The following is an 18,747-nucleotide window of genomic DNA, read 5'->3' as shown; positions in this document are numbered from 1 at the left end:
GGAGAGTGCCTCTGTAAAATTCTTTCTGGTTCTAAGCTAATCACGGGATTGAAAAATTGTTCGCATATTAGGTTATGACCAAAATGCATTTCACTGATTATTCGCGACTCGCTACAGTCGGCCTACATTCCGCGTCGCACAGCGGATGGAACCCGGAACCTGACAACAGGCTGAGATCCAGCCTCAAGGAGCGTCGCGATGATCCCCTTCACCCGAATCCTGGCCCTCGGAGCGGCCTTGCTGCTGTCCGGCCCGGCCCTTGCCGCCGACCGTCTCGAACTGCGCATCGGCGACCAGAAAGGCAATATGCGCGCCCAGCTGGAAGCCGCCGACGGTCTCAAGGACCTGCCCTACGATATCCGCTGGGCCGAATTCCCTGCCGCCGCGCCCCTGGCCGAAGCGTTGAATGCCGGGGCCATCGATGCCGGCATCATCGGTGATGCGCCGCTGCTGTTCGCCCTGGCTTCCGGAGCGCAGGTCAAGGCCATCGCGGTGAACAAGTCGGACGCCTATGGCACCGCAGTGCTGGTGCGGCCCGATTCGCCACTGAAAAGCGCGGCGGACCTCAAGGGCAAGCGCATCGCCACGGGGCGCGGCTCCATCGGCCATCACATTGCCCTGAAAGCCCTGGTCAGCGCCGGCCTCAGCGAGAAGGACGTGGAATTCCGCTTCCTCGGCCCGGTGGATGCCAAGGTCGCCCTGGCCAATGGCTCGGTGGATGCCTGGGCCACCTGGGAGCCCTACACCGCGTTGTCCGAACTGAGCGGGCAGGGCCGGGTGCTGGTCAATGGCCGCGGCCTGTCCAGCGGCAACGGTTTCCTCGCCGCCACCGACAAGGCCCTGGCCGATCCGGCCCGGCGCGAGGCCCTGCAGGATTACCTCACGCGCCTGGCCAAGGCCCAGGACTGGGCTTACCACAACCTCGACAGCTACTCGAAGACCCTGGCGCAGATCATCGGCTTCCCGGTGGACGCCGCACGCCTGCAATTCGAGCGGCGCAAACTGCACTGGCAGGCAGTGGATGCGCAAACCGTCGCCGAGCAACAGGAGACTGCCGATTTCTACCAGGCCCACGGCCTGATCGCCGGCCGCCTCGACGTAGCCCCGACCTTCGCCAGCGGCTTCGTATTGCCGGCCACCGTACAACTGACCCAGCAACTGAACCAGAAGCCCTGAATTCCGGAGCCTGCACCCATGATCCCGTTCAAACGCATCTACCAACTGGCCGCTGCCGTGGTACTGGGCGCCAGCCTCGCTGGCACGGCCAGCGCCGAAACCCTGCGCATCGGTTACCAGAAATCCTCGACCCTGCTGACCCTGCTCAAGGCACAGGGCACCCTGGAGAAAGACCTCAAGGCCCAGGGTATCGACGTTACCTGGCACGAGTTCGCCAGCGGCCTGCCGCTGCTGGAGGCGCTGAACCTGGGCAACGTCGATGTTTCGGCGGACGTGGCCGACACCGTGCCGGTGTTCGCCCAGGCGGCGGGCGCCAAGCTGGTTTACTTCGCCCGCGAAACCCCGTCGCCCCTGGCCCAGGCCATCCTGGTACCGGCGGATTCACCGCTGAAAAGCCTCGCCGACCTCAAGGGCAAGAAGATCGCCGTGACCAAGGCGGCCGGCAGCCACTACCTACTGATCCAGGCCCTGGCCAAGGCCGGATTGAACTTCAACGACATCCAGCCGGCCTACCTGATTCCGGCCGATGGCCGCGCGGCCTTCGAGAACCGCAAGGTGGATGCCTGGGTGACCTGGGACCCGTTCGTCGCCAGCGCCCAGCGCCAGCAGCATGCGCGGGTGTTGAGCGATGGCCAGGGGCTGTCGAACTACCAGCGCTATTACCTGGCGTCCAGCGATTACGCCAAGACCCACCCGCAGGTGCTGAACACCCTGTTCACCGCCTTGAGCGGCGCCGGCAAGTGGATCAAGGCTCATCCGACCGACGCGGCCAAGGTTCTCGGACCGCTTTGGGGCAACCTCGATGTGGCGACGGTCGAGCAAGCCAACGGTCGACGCAGTTATGATGTGCAACCGGTGCAGGCCGACAACCTCGCCGAACAGCAGCAGATCGCCGATGTGTTCTTCGCCCAGGGCCTGCTGCCGCGCAAGATCGACGCCAGCGCCGTGGAGCTGTTCAAGCCCGTCGCGCGTTGAAGTCGTAACCGGATACAGGCCGCTGGAGCCGTTCGGGGCGCCAGCGGCTTCGCCGTTTCTAAAAAGGAGTGCTTCATGGAAAAGCGTCAACTCGGCAACAGTGGCATCCAGGTCAGCGCCATCGCCCTCGGCACCATGACCTGGGGTGAGCAGAACAGTGAGGCCGAGGCCTTCGAGCAGATCCAGGTGGCCCGCGAGGCCGGGGTCAACTTCATCGATACCGCCGAAATGTACCCGGTGCCGCCTATCGCGAAGACCTATGGCGAAACCGAGCGCATCATCGGCAACTACTTCGCCCGCTTCGGCGGCCGGGAGAACTGGGTCCTGGCGAGCAAGGTGGCCGGCCCGCATCGTATCGAGCATATCCGCAACGGCGATGCCCGCCTGAACCGGGCCAATATCACCGCGGCCCTGGAAGACAGCCTCAAGCGCCTGAACACCGACTACCTCGACCTCTACCAGTTGCACTGGCCGGATCGGCAGGCCAACTTCTTCGGCCAACTGGGTTATGTGCACGATGCCACCGACGAGCCCACCGCCATCGAGGAGACCCTCGAAGTGCTGGACGACCTGGTCAAGGCCGGCAAGATCCGCCATATCGGCCTGTCCAATGAAACCCCGTGGGGCGTACATCGCTTCCTGCACCTGGCAGAGACCCGTGGCTGGCCGCGCGCGGTATCGATCCAGAACCCCTACAGCCTGCTGAACCGCAGCTACGAGGTTGGCTTGGCGGAAATATCGATTCGCGAGAAGGTGGGGCTGCTGGCGTACTCGCCGCTGGCCTTCGGCGTGCTCTCGGGCAAGTACCTGAACGGCGCGCAACCATCGAAGGGGCGCCTGACCCTGTTCGATCGTTTCCAGCGCTACAACAACCCGCAGGTGGAAAAGGCCACCCAGGGTTACGTGGCGCTGGCCCGGGCCCATGGCGTGGATCCGGCGCAATTGGCGCTGGCCTATGTCACCAGCCGGCCGTTCGTGACCAGCAACATCATCGGCGCCACCACCCTGGAGCAGTTGCACAGCAACCTGGCCAGCGTCGAGGTGAAGCTGACCGAGGAGCTGTTGAAGGGGATCGAGGCGATCCATGTGCAGCAGCCGAATCCGGCGCCTTGATGCGACCGATCTCAAATACCCTGCAAGGCCAGCGTCGGCACATCGACGATGGTTGAGCCACCGTCCGCGGCAATCACCGCCCCGGTGATGATCGACGCCTCGCTGCTGATCAGGAACTGGCACAGCGCGGCGATCTCGTTCGCCGTGGCCGGGCGGCGCAGCGGCACGTCGGCGGTGACCCGGGCATAGGCGGCGTCAAGGTCCTCGCCATGCCGCTCCATGAGCGGCTGCATCTCGGCATCGGCCATCGGCGTGCGTACCCAGCCCGGGCAGACGCAGTTGACCCGCACCCCCTGCGGCCCGTAGTCCCGCGCCAGGGAGCGATTAAGCCCCACCAGCGCATGCTTGGCGGTGGTGTAGCCGCATACACCGGGGCCTGCCGCGAGGGAGGCGATGGAGCCAAGGAGGACAATACTGCCGCGCCGTTCGATGAGTAGCGGCAAGCACGCACGGGCGCTGTGGAAGGCGCTGTGCAGGTTGCTGCGCATGGCCGCTTCCCAGGCCGCGTCGTCGCTGTCCAGCGCGGTGCCGAGGCCATGCCCGCCGGCGCAGCAGAGCAGCGCATCGAGGCCGCCGAAGCGCTTGCGGATCTGCTCGACGAAGCCTTGCCAGGTGGCGCTGTCGGCAGCATCGCCGGCCAGCACCAGGGCGTCGCTGCCGTCCGCCACCCGTTCAAGCGCCTCGCGGCGCCGGCCAACCAGCACCAACTGGTCGCCGGCCGCTGCCAGGCGCCGCGCGCAGGCTTCGCCGATGCCGCTGCCGGCACCGGTCACCAGCACGCAACGGCTCATCCTTCGTGGACCGTGGTGTTGATCAGGCTGCAATACGACGCCACCGGGAAGTTGCTGAACGCCTCGAAGCCGCCCTCGGCATGGCCGAAGATCTTGCCGTCGCTGCGGTGGGCGCGCAGGTCGATCATCACCAGGCCCAGGGTCGGGATGATCTTTTCACGCCAGACGAACAGGTACAGCTCATCGGCGATCTTGTAGTAGTGGCAGCGGTCGGTGTCGCACAGGCCCTGCTCGACGCCCTTGAGGCACTGCCAGGTATAGAAGTTCTCGTTGAGGTAGATGTGTTCGTATTCCTCGGTCGGGCTGTAGCGATACAGGTTGCGGATACCCACCAGCTCGGCGGTCGGTACATGCGGGCAGGCGCCTTCCTGCCAGGGGCGGTCAAGGGTGCCGTGGAGGAATTGCGCGTCGACGCAGGTCAGCGGCTTGCCGGCCAGGGCGCGGTGGAACATGCCTTCCCGGGTTTCCTCGGCCTCGGGCATGCTGCCGATTACCGCGGTGAATGACTGGCTCAGGGTGTCGAGTACCAGGGAAATCGACCAGGTCTGGCCGTTCTCGGTCTTGAGGAAGTCCACCAGCACTATCCCTGTGCGCACCGAGGTAGCGCGGTAGGGTGCGCTGCCGCTGGAGTGACCGTCGGCGGCGTGCCAGTGCAGTTGTTCGGCGTCGAAGCGGTGCTCGATGGACCAGCCATTGGCGAAATTGAGGGTCATGCGCTGCCCGGCCAGTTCGGCCAGTTGCGGCAGGATGAACGCTTCAGGGGCGAAACCGTCGGCCAGGGCGCCTACGGAGATCCAGTCGGTATGGGTGGTCATGGGAGATGGCTCGTTGTTGTTGATTGGAGCCGTGATGGTGCCGGGCATGGCGGTCGGGTGGTATCAACCGGATGGTTGAGATGGCAGCATGGCGTTGGTAGCGGATCTACCCTGACCCCCTATGTGTTGCGTAGTGGTCAGGTACGCCACCAGGCGGGCTGGCAGTCTTCGAAGGCGTGGTATTCAGGCTCGAGCTCCGGGGCGGTCGGTTCGTCGAAGCCGCCGACCAGCAGGGCGATCACCGGCTCGTCGTCCACTGCACCGAGGGAGCTGCCACAGCGCGGGCAGAAGGCGCGGCTGGAATAGTCCGAGGAGCGGTAGAGGGCGGGGGCGCCGCCTGCGCCGGTCCATTCGATACGGTCCGGGGGAATTCGACCCAGAGCGCGGTGAGGGCACCGCTGTGCTGCTGGCAGTTGCGGCAGGAGCAGGTGTGGGGTTTTTCGGCGGGCCCTGGGCGGTATAGCGGATGAAGCCGCAGAGGCAGCCGCCTTGGTAGGTGGTGGGCATGGGCAGTCCTTTGAACATTGGCCAGTGTGAATGTAGCAGGGACCCTGTGGGGGTTTACCCGCAATTGCGGTGGTGAGGCCACTATTGCTATCGCTGGCAAGCCAGCTCCCACAGGTTTCTCGGCCAGCCGAGGGTTTGGTGCCCGACACGGTCACTGTGGGAGCTGGCTTGCCAGCGATTGCGGTGGTGTGGCCACTATCGTAATCCCGGGTGAACCCGCTCCCACGAGTTTCTCGGCCAACCGCAGGTTTTGTGTTGGGCACGGTCACTGTGTGAGCGGGTTCATCGGAGCGCCGAACCGCCGCGATTGCTTCAGTGGATTCACTACCGTCATCGCGGGTAAACCCGCCCCCACAGGGGCCGCGTTGCCCTTGCGATCCTACAGGAACAATACCCCACCAACTCCGTCCTGTTCCTCACGCCCACCTTGCGAAACAGGTTGATCAGGTGGGTCTTAACCGTCGGCAAACCCAGCTCCAGTTGCCGCGCCAGGGTCTTGTTGCAGGCTCCGTCGCGCAGCAGCAGGGCAATCTCCCGCTCCCTTGGCGTCAACCCGGCCAGCCGGTCCAGCACAGGCGTCGGCAACTGCCGCGCCGCCATCTGCATCAAGCCGTGCAACGGCAACAGGCGCTCCAGTTCCTCGACCTTGAACGCCCCCAGCGAGCCATCGCGCAACAGGGAGATCCCGGCGGTCAGTCGCCCTTCGACCCAGGCCGTGACTTCCACCACATCCACGACCTTGTGCTGGCGCAGGAAACCCAGGTATTCGCGGCCCAGCGCCGCATCCTGATGGGCCAGGCCCTGGCGCAGCGACACCACCGGCAGGCCGATCGCCTTGCAGTTGCCCGGCTTGAGCGGATCGAGGTGACGGTAATGCTCGAGGTAGTGGCGGTGCATCGGTGGTTGCATGCCGAGCAGCTGGAAATCGCAGGCCAGCAGGTGTTCGTCCACCCGATAGAACGCGGCAAGGCTGGCCGGTACCTGCTGGCTGAAGGCGTGCAGGCAGTAGCGGCCGAGCTCCTCGGCGCTGGCGCTGTTCATGCGTCCTCCAGGGTGACGGTCGGTTGCTGACGCAGCAGGTCGGTCATGGCGTCGGTTCCTCGGAGGTGGGTTCAGGTGCGCCACGGGTACGCAACGCTAGCTGCCAGAGGTAGTACAAGCTCAGCAGCGCTGCGGCGATCGCCATGGCCCGGGGCCCGCCGATATGGCCCGCAAGCATCCCGGCGAGCAGGCCGCCGATGGCGTCGAAGCCGAAGCGGGTCGAGGTGTAGATCGACACCACCCGGCCGCGCAGCGCTTCCGGGGCCTGGCCTTGCAGAAGGATATTGGTGCCGACGTTGTTGATGGTCACGCCGAAACCGAGGATCAGCATCGCCAGCAACGACAGCGGCAGGCTGCGACTGCTGGCGAACAGCAGCAGGCCGAGGGCACTGGCACAGGCGGAATACAGGATCAGGCTGCGCAGGCGATCGGTGCCCTGGTGGCCGGCCAGCAGCACGGTGGACAGCAGCGAGCCGAGCCCGGCGGCGCCCCACAGCCAGCCCAGGGTCCGCGCGTCGCCGGTGAAGATATCGTGGACGAACACCGGCAGCAGCACGGCGTAGGTGGACGCGGTCAGGTTGACCATCAGCACCCCGAGCATCAGGCTGCGCAACGACGGCGAGTGCAGCACGTAGTCGAGCCCCTCGCGGAACATGTGGCGCATGCTGCCGCTGGCCTTTTCCCCGGGTGCCAGGCGGATCAGTTGCAGGCCGAGGATCAGTCCGCCATAGGACAGTGCATTCAGGGCAAAGCACAGCGCCTCGCCGGTCAATGCCAGGAGCAGGCCGGCCAGCGGTGGGCCGATGAAGCGCGAGCAGGTGAAGAGCATGGCGTTGAGGGCCAGGGCGTTGGGCAGGTCGGCGCGGTCGTCCACCAGGCGGCTGAGCAGGGACTGGCGCAACGGTGTGTCCACCGCATTGAGGATCCCCAGGGTGGCGGCCAGGGTCACGATCAGGCCCGGGGTGATCAGCTCAAGGCCGGTCAGCACTGCCAGCAACAGGGCCTGGGCAGCGAGCAGGGCTTCGACCTTCATCAGCAGGCTGCGCTTGTCGTGCCGGTCGATCCAGGCCCCGGCGATCGGCCCCACCAGCAATTGCGGAAGCAGGGTGGCGCAGGTGGTGATGCCCAGCAGCGCGGCCGAGCCGGTCAGGCGATAGACCAGCCAGGACAGCGCCACGGTCTGCATCCAGGTGCCGAGTGTGGATACCGCATGACCGGCGAAGTACAGGCGGAAATTGCGATGATGCAGGGCCCGCAACACGGCGGGCCAGCGGTTCGGGCGGGTTTGTTGCTCAACTTTCACGATTCGCGCACGCCATGGCCGATGGAAGAACGGGCCTGCCTGACTTTACCCGCTTGCGCGCGCGGCGTCTTGACCCAGCCTGTCGAAGGCATGCGTATGCCTGCCAGGATCGCGACATTCCTGGCAGCGACGATCAAATGCCCGGCACCCGGGTGCAAGACGGCGCCGGCACAATCCGGTCAACTCGGTGTTTTTCACTGGCAGACGGTGTGCACTGATGTTTTTCAGGAACGATCATTGGGTGCGGGAGCTGGAGTCCTTGCTGGCGCGGGTCGGCCACGGGGAGCCTTGGGACGGGATGGACGCGCCGCACCTGCAGCGACACCCGGCCGTGCTCGCGGCCCTGCGCGAACTGGCAGTGGCGCGTCAGCAGCAGCGGCGCCAGCTCGACGAAGCACACGCCCTCGCCAGCGAGTCGCGCCAGCAGGCCGAGCAGGCCACGGAACAGGGTCAGCGTACCGAGGCCGAGGTGGTCCGCCTGGAACAGCGCTGCAGCGACCTGGCGGCCTGCGTCGCCGACCTCGAACGGCAGCTTGAGGCGCACCGCCAGCAGGCGGCGATCTGGGCGCAACTGGAATCCACCATCACCGAGGGCACCTGGGACATCAAGGTGGTCCTGGGCGATCTGCAACACCCGGACAGCCATATGCGCATCTCCAACCAGTTCCGCGCGGTGATGGGCTACGGCCCTGCGGAGCTGCCGGACGGTTGGGACACCCAGGTCGGCATCACCCATCCCGACGACCTGCCGCAGATCATGGCGATCTTCGACCGCGAAATCCTCAAGCCCGGGGCCAGTGGCGAATACGTGTTCGAGTACCGCATGCGCCACAAGACCCGCGGCTACATCTGGTGCCGCGAGCGCGGCTGTGCGGTACGGGACGAAAGGGGCGTGCTGGTGCGTGTGATCGGCGCGGTGCGGGATATCAGCGACGAACGCAGTGCCCAGGCCAGCCACGAACAGATGCTCGCGCAGAACCAGACCACCTATGCGCAGATTGCCACGGTGGTGGGCGTGATCAAGAGCATCGCCGAGCAGACCAACCTGCTGGCACTGAATGCCGCGATCGAAGCAGCCCGGGCCGGGGAGGTCGGGCGCGGCTTTTCGGTGGTGGCGGAGGAGGTGAAGAAACTGGCGGAGAGTACGCGGCAGGCGACGCAGCAGATACAGGCGATGCTAAGCGATCGGTAGATTGACGCAGACCCTGTGGGAGCGGGTTCACCCGCGATTAGGGTAGTGAATCCAATATCGCAATCGCGGCGGTTCGGCGTTCCGATGAACCCGCTCCCACAGGGTCTGCAGTATTTCTATAAATATATCTATCTGTTAATTGGTTATTTTGAACCCCGGATATTCCTTCCTATAGTGCCTCGCCTATAACTCGAAAAAGGATATTCCATGTTTCGCCGTCTGGTTCTTGCCTCGGTTCTGGTTGCACTTTCCGGCTGTGCCAATACCCAACTTCCCGTTCACACGACCCACCCCGCAAGTTCAACGTTGCAAGGCGATCCGAGCCGGCCTGCCCAGGCTGCCTGGCAGCGTACCGAACTGTATTTCGCCCTCGGCCGCCTTGAAGGTGGCAAGGATGTGATCAGCGAATCCCGCTGGCGCGCGTTTCTCGATAAGGAAGTGACCCCGCGCTTCCCCGATGGCTTCAGCGTACTGAACGCCTACGGGCAATGGCGGGATCACGGGGCGAAGGAGCCGGAGCGCCTGGACACCCGGGTGATCGTGATCCTGCATGCCGACACCGCCCAGGCGGGCAAGGATATCGAGGCGATTCGCCTGGCCTGGAAGCGGATCACGGGGGACCTGTCGGTATTGCGCCTGTCGCAGCCGGCCCACGTCTCCTTCTGAAAAAGCATCAGGGGACCGAAGTCCCCTGGCTGTCAGAACCCGTAGGTCACCCGGGCATAGTAATAAGCCCCGTTGGTGCCGATCGGCGACAGCACGTCATAGGGCAAGTTACCCCCATAGTTGATCTCCGAGCCGGAGCGCTCCGGATAGTTGTCGGTAAGGTTGTTGCCGCCCACGGCAATATCGAAGGTCGGGGTGAACTTGTACTGCACCTCCGCATCCAGCTGCCACACCGCACCATAGGTCTGCTCCGGCTGGCTGTCGCCGAAATCGAAGACGCGGGTGGTCTCGCCCTGGCGGGTCAGGCGGCCGAGCAGGCCCCAGTGCTGGCTGCTCCAGTTGGCCGAGACGACGAAGCGGTCCTTGGGCGCGGCGTCGGTAAGGGTGTTGCGCTCCTCGACACCGACCAGCGCATCGTTGCCGATACCCAGGGCGGTGAGCTGTGCAGGCGTGCCCTTGGTTTTGGTGACCTTGGTGTGGTTCCAGGTGTAGGCACCGGTCAGGGCCAGTTCGCCGTCGTAGAACGGCTGGCGATAGTTGAGCACCAGTTCGGCACCATCGGTGCGGGTATCGGCAGCGTTGGTGAAGAAGTTGACGTCATGCACCCCGGCCACGCCGAAGGTGTCGTTGATGTACTGCTCCAGGGCGTCGCCGCCGATGCGCTGGGACAGGGTGACACGGTCCTTCACGTCGATGCGGAACACGTCCAGCGAGGCATCGAAGCGCTCGCTGAGCTGGGCGGTAACGCCGAGGCTGAAGTTCTTCGAGGTTTCCGGATCGAGCTTTTCCGCACCCAGGGCGCGGGCGATCGGGTCGTTGACCGAGAGCACGCGAACATCGGTGAGGGTGCCGCCGTCGCCGAAGTTGCTGGTGGTGTGCTGGAAGCCGATCTGCGCCAGGGACGGCGCGCGGAAATTGTTCGATACCGCGCCACGCAGGGCCCATTGCTCGTTCAGGCGATAGCGCCCGCTGAGCTTGCCGGTAAGCTTGCTGCCGGCATCGTCGTAACGTTCCCAGCGCGTGGCGGCATCGACGAACAGGCGGTCGCTGAGGTCGCCGGACAGCTCGGCATAGGTGCCGAACACCTTGCGGTCCAGGTCCGCTTCTTCGCTGGGGCGCAGGCCGTTGGCGCCATCGGCGCCGCTGCCGAAGTACGACGCCGGGTCGCCGGCAGTGGTCAGGTAGTTCTCGTAGCGGTACTCGCCACCCACGGCCAGCACGAAGGAACGCTCGGCCAGGCGCAGTTCGCGGCTGAAGTCGAGGTTGGCGGTGGTCTGGCGCAGCTCGTAGTCGCCGGTATCGAAACGGGTCGGCGAGTCGGCGCCGAGGCTGACGTTCAGGGTCCGTCGGCTGGCCGATTCGAAGCGGTTGCGGCCATGGGTCAGGCTGCTGTCGAAGTCCCAGCCATCCCCCAGCAGGCCCTTGAAACCGGCGGTGGCGGAGAGATCCTGGTTGACGCCGAGGGACTGCGGCAGGTAGCCGTTGGGGTAGAACTGCGGTTGCTCGTAGGGGTAGCGGTAGAACTGCGCGCCCGTGGAGTGGCGCTCGTTCCAGGTGCCGAAGGAGTACAGCTCGTGCTCGCCCAGGGGCAGCGAGCCGTTGAACCACAGGTTGACGTCCCGCGCCGAACCGTCGCCCATCACGTAGTTGCGCTGGCCCGGGGTGTCGGCGAAGCCGTCGAAGCCGGCGCGGTTGGTCGGGTTGCGTTCCTTGTACTCGGCACCACCGCGCACGAAGCCGCCATCCTCGCCCAGGCGTACGCCGCCCTTGGCCGTGGTCAGGCTGTTCTGGCCATCGGTGGTGGTGCGGCCAATGGCATCCTGGTGGGTGTGGTAGGCGCCGTAGGTCGTGGAGACCTCGCCACCTTCCGGGGCGTCGTCAAGGATGATGTTGATCACCCCGGCGATGGCGTCCGAACCGTACTGCGCCCCGGCTCCGTCGCGCAGCACTTCGATGCGCTTGATCGCGCTGATGGGGATCGAGTTGAAGTCCACCGGGGCGGTGCCGCGGCCGATCTTCGACGAGTCGTTGACCAGCGCCGAGGTGTGCCGGCGCTTGCCGTTGACCAGCACCAGCACCTGGTCCGGGCTCATCCCGCGCAGTTGCGCGGCGCGGATATGGTCGGCACCGCCGGAGTTGGACTGGCGCGGCATGCTGAACGACGGCAGCAGGGTCTGCAGGGCCTGGCCCAGTTCGCCGTTGCTGGCGCCGGTGGCCTTGAGGTCGGCAGCCGTGAGCACGTCCACCGGTACCGGCGAGTCCAGCACGGTACGCGCCGTGCCGCGGGTGCCGGTGACCAGCACCGTGTCCAGGCGCCTGGCGTCTTCGCCGGCCGGCAAGCTGTCTTCAGCCCGGACGTTCAACTGGAAGAAGGCGGAGGTTATCGCAAGTGCAAGTAATGAAAGTTGGCGGTGTTGCATGGCAGCGCTCCTTGAACGGCAGGCAATAGCACCCACGACCGGCAACCTTGGAAGTTGCCGGGCAGGGCAGTACCGCAGCCGTTTTTTAGTTTTGATTGAAAGTGCGATCGAAGCGGGGAGGCGCCGCTGTATGGCAGAGGCGTTGCACGCAAGTGTTCAGGGTTCGGGTCTCAGTCCACCTTTGGAATCCATGCCGGGCTGGCAATCGCCGCGCTGTCGCCGAAGGCAGGCACCTTGCGCGCCAGGTCGCGGACGTTCTTCACATCCAGGTCAAGCAACTGCTGGCGGCTGATCAGGGTCGGCGGCACCAGCAGGCGCTGGCCCGGGTCTTCCCCGGCGATCAGCATCGCCAGGCTGCGCACGCTGATGGCTCCGGCCACCTGTGGATTGATCGCGGCGGTAGCGGTCCAGGCGCTGTCGGGCTCCTTCATGATCTGGATATCGGCGGTGGAGATATCGGCGCTGTAGATCCTGATCTTCGCGGCGCGGCCCGCTTCGTCCACGGCGATCTTGGCGCCTTTGGCGAACTCGTCGAAGGGCGCGAAGATCACGTTGATATCCGGGTTGGCGCGCAGCACGGCACTGGCCTGGTCGGCTACCGAGTTGGCGATTGGCGGGTTGAGCGTGCCGAAACGGGCCTTTTCGACGATGCCCGGGTTGGCCGCCTTGACCTGGCGCCAGATCTCGTCGCGGCGCTCCATCGGGGTGAAGCCGCCGATATAGACGTAGCCGGCGTTGAACGCCGGGCCGTTGTCCTGCAGCGCCTTGTCCAGGGCCAGTTGGGCGATGGCGTGGTGGTCCTGTTCGATCTGGGTGACCTTGGGGTTGTTCAGGTCGACATCGAAGGCCACCACCTTGATGCCCTTGGCCACGGCCTTTTCTACCGAGTCGCGCAGGGTTTCCGCCAGCCCCAGCTGGACGATGATGCCGTCGACGCCAAGGTCGATGGCCCGCTCGATCATCTCGCGCTGGCTGGCCGCCTGCTGCCGGGCGTCGAAGATGCGCAGCTTGACGTCGAGGGCGGCGGCCTGTTTTTCCACGCCTTGCAGGTAGGCCTCGGGGAAGTCGCCGGAGAACAGGTAGCCGACCAGGGCGATCTGCACCTCGCCCTTGTCGAAGGGCGCGGGGGCACCGGGCAGGCCCTTGGCCTGGGCTTGCCAGCCCAGGCTGGCGAGCAGTACTGCGGCGAGAAGGTGGCGAACGAAACGCTTGGGTGATGCGGTCATGGGTGGTCCTTGCAAGTCGATGAATTCAGCGGGTGTGCCGGGCGAGGCCGAAGGTGAAGACCAGGGCCAGCACCAGGACCAGGCCCTTGACGAAGTCCTGGGCGTAGTAAGGCGCGTTGAGCATGGTCAGGCCGTTGAGCAAGGTGGCGATCAGCACGGCGCCGGCCAGGGTGCCGAAGGCATTGGCCTTCTTCGCACCGAGCACGGCGAAGCCGATCAGCGCCGCGCCGAGGGCATCCAGCACCAGGCCATTGCCGGAACTGACATCGCCACGCCCGAGCCGCGCCGCCAGGAGCAGGCCGCCGACCGAGGCGAGCAGGGCCGAAAGCACATAGGCCAGCAGCTTGTAGCGCTGCACCGGGGCACCGGCCAGGCGCGCCGCCTGTTCGTTGCCGCCGATGGCGTAGAACAGCCGGCCGATCCGCGTGCGTTCGAGAAACAGCCAGACCGCCAGGGCCAGCACGGCGGTGACCAGCACCGGGACCGGCACCGTGTCCCACAAGCGGCCGCGACCCAGGGCGAGGAACGCCGGGCTGAACACGCCCTCGGTTTCCTCGCCGCCGGGCAGGGTCATGCCCACGGCGATGGAGCGCCCGCCGGTGGGTATCAGTTGCACGCCGATCACCAGGAACATGCTGCCCAGGGTGGCGAGGATGTCCGGGATGCCCATGCGTACGATCAGCCAGCCATTGAGCAGGCCGACCAGCGCGCCGCCGGCCAGGCTGATGACGATTGCGGGCAACGGGCCCCAGTCCAGCACCACCATCACGTAGCTGGCGATCATCAGGCTCATGGCCGCCACCGCGCCGATGGACAGGTCGAGGCCACCGACGGCCATGGTCAGGGTCACGCCGAGGGCGAGCAGGGCGACGATCGACACCGACTGGAGAATGATGAACAGGTTGCTGACCTGGACGAATGCCGGTTCGACCAAGCTGAACAGCAGCACGATCAGGCCCAGCAACAGCAGCAGGCCATAGTGGATCAGGGCTTCCAGCCAGCGCCGGGGCGCGGCTTGCAGAGAGCGGGATAGCGAATCAGGCACGCACGGTACTCCTTGGCGTTTGCGGTGTCGGTGGGGCGCTACCAGCCAGTTCGGCCACCAGGGCATTGCGGCTCAGGTCGGTGCGGGGATATTCGGCGACCACGGCGAAATCCCGCACCACCAGGATGCGGTCGGCAATCTCCAGGGCTTCGTCGATATCGGTGCAGATCACCAGGGTCGCGCGCTGGCCGGCGCCGTCACGCAGCAACTGGCCGATCTCGCGGCGGGCGCGGATATCCACGCCCTGGAAGGGTTCGTCGAGGATCAGCAGGCGCGCCTCCTGCAGCAGCCAGCGGCCGATCACCACCTTCTGCTGGTTGCCGCCGGAGAGGCTGGCCATCGGTGCGTCGATGCCAGCGGTCTTGATCCCCAGCTCGCGGATCTGCGTGGTGACGGCTGCGGCCTCGGCGCGGCGGTCGATAAAGCCGCCGCGGCTGAATCGCTGGAGAAAAGGCAGGGTCAGGGTCCGGCGCAGGGAAAAGCCCGGCACTAGGGAGCCAGCGGCACGGTCCTCCACGGCGAGGAATACCCCGGCGTTGATCGCGTCCCGGGGCGAACGCGGCTGCCACGGCTGGCCGTCCAGGTGCAGGCTGCCTGCGGCAGGGCGGCGCAGGCCGAAGAGGGTTTCGGCGATCTCGCTCTTTCCGGCGCCGAGCAGGCCGGTCAGGGCCACTACCTGGTTCTCGTGCAGGGTCAGGTCGAAGGTCCGGGTCTGCGGCAGCAGGCGCACGTCGCGCAGGCTCAGCACTTCGCGGCCCGGCAGGCGCGGCACGAAGCGCAGCGGGTCGAGTGCCACGCCGAGCATCGCCTCGATGGCCTGTGGTAGCTGTTGCGCGTTGAACTCACCGACTAGCCGGCCATCGCGCAGGACCAGTGCGCGTTCGGCGATGCATTGCAGGTCCGCGAGGCGATGGGAGATATACAGGATCGCCACGCCGCGCTGGCGCAGTTGCCCGATCAGCTCGAACAACCGCTGCGCCTCGGCCGCTGACAGTGCCGCCGTGGGTTCGTCGAGGATCAGCAGGCGCGGTTGCAGGGCCAGGGCACGGGCCAGCACCACCAGTTGCCGTTCGGCCTGGCCAAGCTGTTCGATAGGCGCGTGCAAAGGCAAATCGAGGTTCAACCCGGCCGCGATGGCTGCTGCCCGCTGGTGCAGGTCACTGGGCCGCACCCAGGGGCCTGCCTGCGCCTGGCATAGCTCGTCGAGCATCAGATTTTCCGCCACGCTCAGGCCCGGCACGATGCCGTCGTCGACATGCTGGTGCACCGCAACTATCCCCGCCCGGCGTGCTGCCAGCGGCGAGTCGAAGCGTTGCTGCGTACCTTGTACGCGCAGTTCGCCGCGGTCGTGAGGCTGGCTGCCGGCGAGGATCTTCACCAGGGTGGACTTGCCCGCGCCATTGGCACCGAGCAATGCCACCACTTCGCCTGGGAAGAGCTGCAAGTCCACCCGGTCGAGTGCGCGCTGGGCGCCGAAGTCCTTGCTCAAGGCGCGCAACTCGACCAGCGCCTGTGGAAGTTTCATAAGAACATCCTGAACTAATGAATGGTGGCGATTAAATTCACTGGTCGACTAAAAATCAAATAGCCAGATGGTATGGAAAAAGTTTTCCGGTTATATGCAGTCGGCCAACTGTTCGGCGGTGAACAGTTGACCAACAAAGTGTTTTTAATAGGGCAGGCCGAGCGTGCGGTATTAGCATAAGTACCGGCGATCCGGTTATTAAAATCCCTGTGCGGGCCATGAAAATCATTGGGTTAGGGCGGCTCGAATGCCATGGCATGTCGCTTGCTATCGTTCTTTTTCAATGACCTTTAATTTATTTTTCAATTAAGCGGTCGGCACTTTTTATTTGTCTCGGCTCACTGCCCAATGAAAGGAAGCATCATGAGTTCCACTGCCGTTAGTTACGAAACCCTGCAGCAGCGCTTTGCCGAAAGTTTCCAGCGGATTGCCGAAACCGCCGTGCACCGCGAGCAGCAACGCGAACTGGCCTTCGAGGCGGTGCGCTGGCTGCGCGAGGCCGGTTTCGGGGCCTTGCGCGTACCCCAGGCGCTGGGCGGGCTGGGTGCGAGCATTCCGCAGTTGTTTCGCCTGCTGATCGAACTGGGCGCGGCGGACTCCAACCTGCCGCAGATCTTCCGCGCCCATTTCGGCTTCGTCGAAGGTCGCCTTTCCAGTCGCGACCCGCTATCCCAGGCGCATTGGCTGGGCAAGGTGGTGGACCGGCAACTGTGGGGCGCGGCCATGGCCGAGCGCAGCGGTACTACCGGCATCACGGTGGCGCTGAGCCCGCTGGAGCCCGGCAATGAACAGGCTGGCTGGCGCCTGGATGGCGAAAAGTACTACTCCACCGGCACCGTGTATGCCGACTGGATCGCCGCCGTGGCCCTGGCCGGCGACGATTTCGTCAGTGTGGCGCTACCGGTGACGGCCGAGGGCGTTACTGTGGTGGACGACTGGGATGGCTTCGGCCAGCGCCTGACGGGGAGCGGCACTACCCGTTTCGATGCCGTGCGCGTGCCCAACGAGCATGTGATCCGCCGCTACAAACCTGATGAAGTGCGCGCCGAATCCTACCTGACCGCCTATTACCAACTGTTCCATCTCGCCACTCTGGCCGGGATCGCCAAGGCGGTGCTGCGCGATGCCACGGCGTTCGTAAAAGGCCGCACCCGGGCTTTCGGTTTCCCTGGGGAGGCCAGTCCCAAGGATGATCCGCTGGTGCAGCGGGTGATCGGCCGGCTGTCCAGCCTGGCCTGGTCGGCGCAGACCCAGGTGCTGGCGGCGGCCGAGCAGGTGCAGCAGGTGTTCGATGCGGAGCAGGGCGGCTATGCCGAGGAGCATCACTACACCGAGGCGGAAGTGGCCGCGTTCCAGGCCCAGCAGATCATTATCGGCCAGGTGCTGGAAGCCACCACGCTGTTGTTCGAGGTTGGCGGCGCGTCTGCCACCAGCGAAACCCGGCGCTTCGACCGTCACTGGCGCAATGCCCGCACCCTGGCTTCGCACAACCCGGCGATCTACCGCGAGCGGGTGCTGGGCAACTACCATCTCAACGGCGTGACTCCGGACCAGGCCTGGCTGGCCCAGCAAAGCGCCGGCAACGGCGTGCGCGACGAGGCCAGTGCGGTATGAGCATCCGTCGTGAGGGACACATCGGCCTCGGCCTGAACGTCCTTGGCTTCGGCGCTCATCCGGGAGCGTGGCGCAAGGCGGAGGCGGGGGCGACGGCGACGGCCCATCTGGATATCGCCCATTACCAGAACATTGCCCGTATCGCCGAGCGTGGCTGCCTGGATGCGCTGTTTCTTGCCGACTGGTCAGCCTTGAGTGGTGATCCGGCGAGCCAGCCGGTCGGCCATCTCGACCCGGTGGTACTGCTCAGCGCCGTGGCAGCGGTGACCCGGCGGATCGGGTTGATCGCCACGGCAGCCAGCACCTACAACGATCCTTTCGGCACCGCCCGGCGCTTCGCCTCCCTCGACCATGTCAGCCACGGCCGCGCCGCCTGGAACCTGGTGACCAGCGCCAGCGACGAGGCCGCGCGCAACTTCAGCCTGCCCGGGGTGCCGGGCCATGCCGAACGCTATGCCCGGGCCGAGGAGTTTCTCGAGGTGGTGCTCAAGCTGTGGGACAGCTGGGAGGATGGCGCGATTATCGGTGATGCGGCTGGCGGGCGTTTCGCCGATCCGGCAAAGGTCCGCGCCATCGATTTCGTCGGCGAGCATTTCGCGGTGCAGGGGCCGCTGAACGTACCGCGCTCGCCGCAGGGGCGGCCGGTGCTGGTGCAGGCCGGGTCCTCGGAGCCGGGCAAGGTCCTGGGCTCACGCTATGCCGAGGTGATCTTCACCACCCAGACTACCCTCGATGCCGGCCAGCGTTTCTATCGCGATATCAAGGCGCGCGCCGTGCGTTGGAGACGCAACCCCGCCGATCTGAAGATCATGCCCGGCCTGGCCACGGTAATCGGCAGTACCGAGGCCGAGGCCCGGGCGCGCTTCGACGAGTTGAACGCCTGGCATGGCGAGCAAGGCTTGCTGGAGCGGGTGGCGGCGCGCTTCGGGCTGGCGGTCAGCGAACTGGACCCGGACGGACCGCTGCCCTGGGCACGGATTGGCGAAGTGGCGGATTTCGAGCGCGGTTCCCAGGGTTTCCTCGAAGCGCAACTGAACCTGGCGCGCCAGGAAAACCTCAGCATCCGCCAGTTGTCGCGGCGCATCCTGGTCGGCCACCGCCTGCTGGTCGGCACCCCGGAGCAGGTGGCCGACAGCCTGGACACCTGGTTCCAGGCCCATGCCGCCGACGGCTTCAACATCATGCCGGACGTGTTTCCGTCCGGTATCGAACACTTCGTCGACGAGGTGGTGCCGCTGCTGCAACGGCGCGGCCTGTTCCGTCATGAATACAGCGGCAGCACCCTGCGCGAGCACCTCAGGTTGCCGTTTCCGCAGAATCGATACTCACGCTAAGGAT

At 65.6% G+C, this 18,747-nt stretch carries 14 protein-coding genes and 2 pseudogenes; 8 read left to right on the top strand and 8 right to left on the bottom strand.

Annotated features, from left to right (window positions below):
* Positions 1-198 precede the first annotated feature (198 nt).
* From CSV86_RS13305 to CSV86_RS13295, 3 genes are all read left to right on the top strand, one after another.
* Positions 199-1,176: an ABC transporter substrate-binding protein gene (locus CSV86_RS13305; RefSeq protein WP_009401643.1), complete on the top strand. Its 978-nt coding sequence runs from the start codon at positions 199-201 to the stop codon at positions 1,174-1,176.
* Positions 1,177-1,194: 18 nt separating this feature from the next.
* The gene (locus CSV86_RS13300) at positions 1,195-2,151 is read left to right on the top strand and encodes an aliphatic sulfonate ABC transporter substrate-binding protein (RefSeq protein WP_009401642.1); all 957 of its coding nucleotides are present in this window, start codon (positions 1,195-1,197) and stop codon (positions 2,149-2,151) included.
* Positions 2,152-2,226: 75 nt separating this feature from the next.
* On the top strand, positions 2,227-3,264 hold the full coding sequence (locus CSV86_RS13295) for an NADP(H)-dependent aldo-keto reductase (RefSeq protein ID WP_009401641.1): 1,038 nt from the start codon (positions 2,227-2,229) through the stop codon (positions 3,262-3,264).
* 11 nt (positions 3,265-3,275) lie between these two features.
* On the opposite strand, the gene CSV86_RS13290 is transcribed toward CSV86_RS13295, so the two are convergent.
* The 4 genes from CSV86_RS13290 to CSV86_RS13270 all read right to left on the bottom strand — a co-directional run bounded on the left by CSV86_RS13290 (position 3,276) and on the right by CSV86_RS13270 (position 7,721).
* Entirely contained in the window at positions 3,276-4,055 is a 780-nt protein-coding gene (locus tag CSV86_RS13290; RefSeq protein ID WP_037060850.1) for an SDR family NAD(P)-dependent oxidoreductase, read from the bottom strand.
* Positions 4,052-4,870 carry a molybdenum cofactor biosynthesis F family protein gene (locus CSV86_RS13285; protein WP_009401638.1) on the bottom strand — a complete coding sequence of 273 codons (819 nt, stop codon included), beginning with the start codon at positions 4,868-4,870 and terminating at the stop codon, positions 4,052-4,054. Before CSV86_RS13285 ends, CSV86_RS13290 begins: the two co-directional genes overlap by 4 nt.
* A gap of 837 nt (positions 4,871-5,707) precedes the next feature.
* Positions 5,708-6,418, bottom strand: a complete 711-nt coding sequence (locus CSV86_RS13275; RefSeq protein WP_170394655.1) for a helix-turn-helix transcriptional regulator — start codon at positions 6,416-6,418, stop codon at positions 5,708-5,710.
* Positions 6,419-6,461: 43 nt separating this feature from the next.
* Positions 6,462-7,721, bottom strand: a complete 1,260-nt coding sequence (locus tag CSV86_RS13270) for an MFS transporter (protein ID WP_009401635.1) — start codon at positions 7,719-7,721, stop codon at positions 6,462-6,464.
* 217 nt (positions 7,722-7,938) lie between these two features.
* Here CSV86_RS13270 and CSV86_RS32730 point away from each other — a divergent pair.
* From CSV86_RS32730 to CSV86_RS13260, 3 genes and pseudogenes are all read left to right on the top strand, one after another.
* Positions 7,939-8,577 (top strand): annotated as a pseudogene (locus CSV86_RS32730) (PAS domain-containing protein); the annotation flags it as partial.
* 138 nt (positions 8,578-8,715) lie between these two features.
* Positions 8,716-8,901: pseudogene (locus CSV86_RS33345) on the top strand (methyl-accepting chemotaxis protein); the annotation flags it as partial.
* A 219-nt stretch (positions 8,902-9,120) separates the two neighbouring features.
* Complete coding sequence (locus tag CSV86_RS13260; RefSeq protein ID WP_037060846.1) at positions 9,121-9,579, top strand: DUF3574 domain-containing protein; 459 nt, start codon at positions 9,121-9,123, stop codon at positions 9,577-9,579.
* Positions 9,580-9,611: 32 nt separating this feature from the next.
* Here CSV86_RS13260 and CSV86_RS13255 read toward each other — a convergent pair whose 3' ends face one another.
* The 4 genes from CSV86_RS13255 to CSV86_RS13240 all read right to left on the bottom strand — a co-directional run bounded on the left by CSV86_RS13255 (position 9,612) and on the right by CSV86_RS13240 (position 15,795).
* Positions 9,612-11,999, bottom strand: coding sequence for a TonB-dependent receptor plug domain-containing protein (locus CSV86_RS13255; protein ID WP_009401630.1), 2,388 nt, complete (start codon positions 11,997-11,999; stop codon positions 9,612-9,614).
* Positions 12,000-12,169: 170 nt separating this feature from the next.
* On the bottom strand, positions 12,170-13,225 hold the full coding sequence (locus CSV86_RS13250; RefSeq protein ID WP_009401629.1) for a substrate-binding domain-containing protein: 1,056 nt from the start codon (positions 13,223-13,225) through the stop codon (positions 12,170-12,172).
* Between the two features lie 25 nt (positions 13,226-13,250).
* Positions 13,251-14,270 (bottom strand): ABC transporter permease, encoded by a 1,020-nt coding sequence (locus tag CSV86_RS13245; protein WP_009401628.1) that lies wholly within the window; start codon positions 14,268-14,270, stop codon positions 13,251-13,253.
* The gene (locus CSV86_RS13240; protein WP_009401627.1) at positions 14,263-15,795 is read right to left on the bottom strand and encodes a sugar ABC transporter ATP-binding protein; all 1,533 of its coding nucleotides are present in this window, start codon (positions 15,793-15,795) and stop codon (positions 14,263-14,265) included. The genes CSV86_RS13245 and CSV86_RS13240 overlap by 8 nt, the downstream gene beginning before the upstream one ends.
* 363 nt (positions 15,796-16,158) lie before the next feature.
* On the opposite strand from CSV86_RS13240, the gene CSV86_RS13235 reads away from it, so the two are divergent.
* Entirely contained in the window at positions 16,159-17,409 is a 1,251-nt protein-coding gene (locus CSV86_RS13235; protein ID WP_009401625.1) for an acyl-CoA dehydrogenase family protein, read from the top strand.
* Positions 17,406-18,743, top strand: a complete 1,338-nt coding sequence (locus tag CSV86_RS13230) for an LLM class flavin-dependent oxidoreductase (RefSeq protein WP_009401623.1) — start codon at positions 17,406-17,408, stop codon at positions 18,741-18,743. Before CSV86_RS13235 ends, CSV86_RS13230 begins: the two co-directional genes overlap by 4 nt.
* Positions 18,744-18,747: the final 4 nt, after the last annotated feature.

It is taken from the genome of Pseudomonas bharatica CSV86, from assembly GCF_000319305.2.
Taxonomy (GTDB): domain Bacteria; phylum Pseudomonadota; class Gammaproteobacteria; order Pseudomonadales; family Pseudomonadaceae; genus Aquipseudomonas; species Aquipseudomonas bharatica.
Note: the sequence above shows the minus strand (reverse complement) of the source record. Positions and strands in the feature narration are given on the sequence as shown.